1 protein-coding gene is annotated in these 262 nt (G+C 69.1%); it reads left to right on the top strand.

Features of this window, described 5'->3' with window-relative positions:
- A partial coding sequence (locus ADL01_RS27195) for a transposase family protein (protein WP_159049645.1) occupies positions 1–262 on the top strand: 262 nt, incomplete at both ends.

The raw sequence follows: 262 nt of genomic DNA, 5'->3' as shown, positions 1-262 counted from the left end.
GGCCGGTCCAGCGAGATCACCACCGCCCGCCACGACAAGCTCACCGCACACCTTCGCGAAACCGGCCTCGGCGCCCTGGCCGACCTCGGCTTCGTCGGCTTGGACGACGACCCCGACGACCACCACGTGAGCATCACCGGCCGCAAAGCCACCCGGAACCACAAGCTCACCGACGCGGAGAAGGAGGCGAACCGTCTGCTCAGCCGCGAACGCGCCGCCGTCGAGCACGGCTTCGCCAACCTCAAGACCTGGCGCATCCTCA

This window comes from Streptomyces sp. NRRL WC-3618, assembly GCF_001280005.1.
Taxonomy (GTDB): domain Bacteria; phylum Actinomycetota; class Actinomycetes; order Streptomycetales; family Streptomycetaceae; genus Streptomyces.
The sequence above is the reverse complement of the archived record's forward strand: the minus strand, read 5'-3'. Positions and strand labels throughout refer to the sequence as shown.